1 protein-coding gene and 1 pseudogene are annotated in these 2,700 nt (G+C 65.4%); both read right to left on the bottom strand.

The genetic code is table 11. The features are described 5' to 3' along the window. A partial coding sequence (locus F6X42_RS42165) for a CoA-binding protein (protein ID WP_187639670.1) occupies positions 1–2,441 on the bottom strand: 2,441 nt, incomplete at its 3' end. Between the two features lie 10 nt (positions 2,442–2,451). Continuing rightward, a pseudogene (locus tag F6X42_RS42170) lies at positions 2,452–2,700 on the bottom strand (carboxylate--amine ligase); the annotation flags it as partial.

Below are 2,700 nucleotides of genomic sequence, written 5' to 3' on the forward strand. Positions count from 1 at the left end.
TGCACCAGCTCGCGATAGAACGCATGGAACACGTTGTATTCCCCACGCTTTTCGCACAGGTCCGCAATGAACACCTCGCGCGGGTCGTGGTTGACCGGTCTGTCCTTGAACACCGGATGATTCACGCCCGGAAGCTTCGCGATGTCGAGGCTGCCCGCATGCTTCTGCCGCGCCTTGTACTGCGCGTATCGCTCGACGGAGCGCTCGGCGAGCGAGCGCAGGTCCACGCCGTGGCCGGGCTTCGACGGATCGTCCAGCGCGGTTTCCTTGAAAGCATCCATCAGGAACGCGATGCCCTCGTACCCGTTCCCGCCGTGCGTGTAGCCGGTATGCGAGAGAAAGCCGACCAGCGCCTTGTTGAGCTGCACGCGCTCGGGGCCTTCCGGACCGTCGGCGGATACCGCGCCCTTCGCCCCCTGCGCCGAGATCGCACCCGGACCGTTGGTGAGCAGCAGGCCGACGAGCGTTTTGAAGGCGAACAGGTCGTCGGGGCCGGGCCTCAGGTTGAGCAGCGCGGCGAAGCCGATTTCGGTGAGACTGCGCTCGTTCAGCAATTCGTCGGTGGAGAAGCCGCAGAAACCGTCCGGGCGATGCCGCGACGCATCGGCCGATGCACCGATGAGCGTCCCAAATAGCATGCTCCACCAGGGCAGGCTTTCGGCGGTCACGCGCGAGATACGCTTGCGCATGAGCGGGCCCCACGCCAGCGTCGTCGTGATCGCGGCCAGCACCGCGTCGCCGGTCGGGTGAGCGGGCTGCGACGTCAGCCAGCGGACGAACGCCGATTTCGCGCCGCGCGCGGCGAGTCCCGCGAGCATTGCTTCGGCGAGCGGATCGTGAGAGTCGGCGAAGCACTGTTCACAGCCGCTTGCGTCGATGCGTGCGACGTCGAAGGTTTCATTCAGCGCGTCGGCAAGACCAGCGGCCGCAAAACGATCGATCAGCCACTTGGTGACGTCCCGCGCCGCGCGCTGACGTTTCGGCCCGACGATCGACGCCGCAGCCGCGAGAATTGCATTCGGGGCGTTGTCCGCTTCGCGTGCTGCCTGCGCCGCCGCGAGTTCCGGCCTGCCGTGCAGATTGACGAATGCGGCGATCGCCACATCGATGAGTTTTTCGTCATTCTCGCCGCCGAATTCGTGCAGCAGGGCAAGGCCGACGTTCGCTTCGAGCGAACGCGTCGCGGCCTCCAGCATCGACGCGCCGTGCAGGCTGCTCACTTGCGTCTTCGCGTCCATCTGCGACGCGCCCGATGCGTCCTTGAGCGCCTGGCGCGGAGCGATCACGCCGATCTGGCGATTCACCTGATGGACCTGCTCGTTATACGGCGCAACAGCTTCCACGACCGGAATGGCGAGGCCGTCCGGCAGCGCGATGCCCTGATCGGAGCCGAACCACGGCTTGAGTGCGAGACTGCCCTCCGACTCGAAATCGGGCATCGTCGCGTTGGCGCGCATCACGGCGCTCAGCGCGGCCGGGATGTGCGCGATGTTCGTCACCACGGCACCCTTCGTCGAGCAGCATGGATCATCCGGCGTGAAGAGGCGCTCGACGCCGAACTTCTGCATGAACCAGCGTTCCTTGGCTTGCGCATCGTCGTTGCCGCCGGCCATCGCGCCGGCGTGACCGACTGCCCGCGTGAGGCGGCTCTTCCACCGTCCCACGACGCACGCGACGACTGGCTTCGTGAAGACCGCATCGGCCTCGTAATAGCCACCCGGTTCGCAGTAAAGTACCGCAGCCTTGCTGCGCACATCGTTGGCGAGTGCGAACGCGAATTCCGGCGCGGCATAGTGGATATAGACGTCCTTGCCGCTCGAGATGACCGTCGATGTGCCCCAGCCACCCATGCGCAGGTATTGCGCAATCGTCGTGCTGAAGCCGCCGGAGTTGGAGAAGATCGCGATCGAGCCCTTGCGCAACGAATCGTCAGGATTGTCGCCGCCGAGCGCTCCGCCGATCCTCACGCGATTCCACGAATCGGCGACGCCGAGCCCGTTCGCGCCGAAGATGTCGATGCCCGCCTGCTGGCCCATCGCGCGAATTTCGCGGGCGTCGTGGACCGCGATCTTTTCGGTGATGATGAAAATCTTCCGCAACTCGGGATTCACGCGAATCAGTTCAGCGACGCCGTCGCGGGCCGCGGACGGCGGCAGGTAAACGACGCCGCAGTTGAACCGGTGTCCCGCCTGCAGCCCCTCACGGACGTTGTTGTACACGGGGATATCGCCGGCCGGCGTCGCGAGCACTTGCCCGCCCTTGCCCGGCGCCGTGCCGAATACGACGTTACCGCCCGAGAATGCGTGACTCACGGGCGTCACGTCCGACGATTCACCGCCCAGGATATTGAGCACGCACACGCGATCCTCGCGCGTGGCGATCTGTGCGAGTGAGTTGACGCCAACGAAATACTTGAACGTATTGCTGCCTTGCTTGTACATGTCGATCTCCTCAGGCACGAGCCGTTTCGGTTTGCCTCGCCGACGCGCCGATCCTTGCAGCGATCTCGGCGCGGCCGCCGGCGCGCATCCAGGCGTCCGCCCGGCGTGCGTACTGAATCACTTCGCTGATGTCAGAGTCGAAGCCGAACAGCCGATAAGGCAGGCCCAGCGAGTCGCATGTGTCCCTCAGCGCCGACATGCCCCGCACGAGGTTCGGACCTCCACGGCCCAGCACGACATAGAGCGGCGTCGCTCCGTG

Origin of the sequence: Paraburkholderia podalyriae (assembly GCF_014397785.1) — a bacterium.
Classification (GTDB): Bacteria; Pseudomonadota; Gammaproteobacteria; order Burkholderiales; family Burkholderiaceae; genus Paraburkholderia; species Paraburkholderia podalyriae.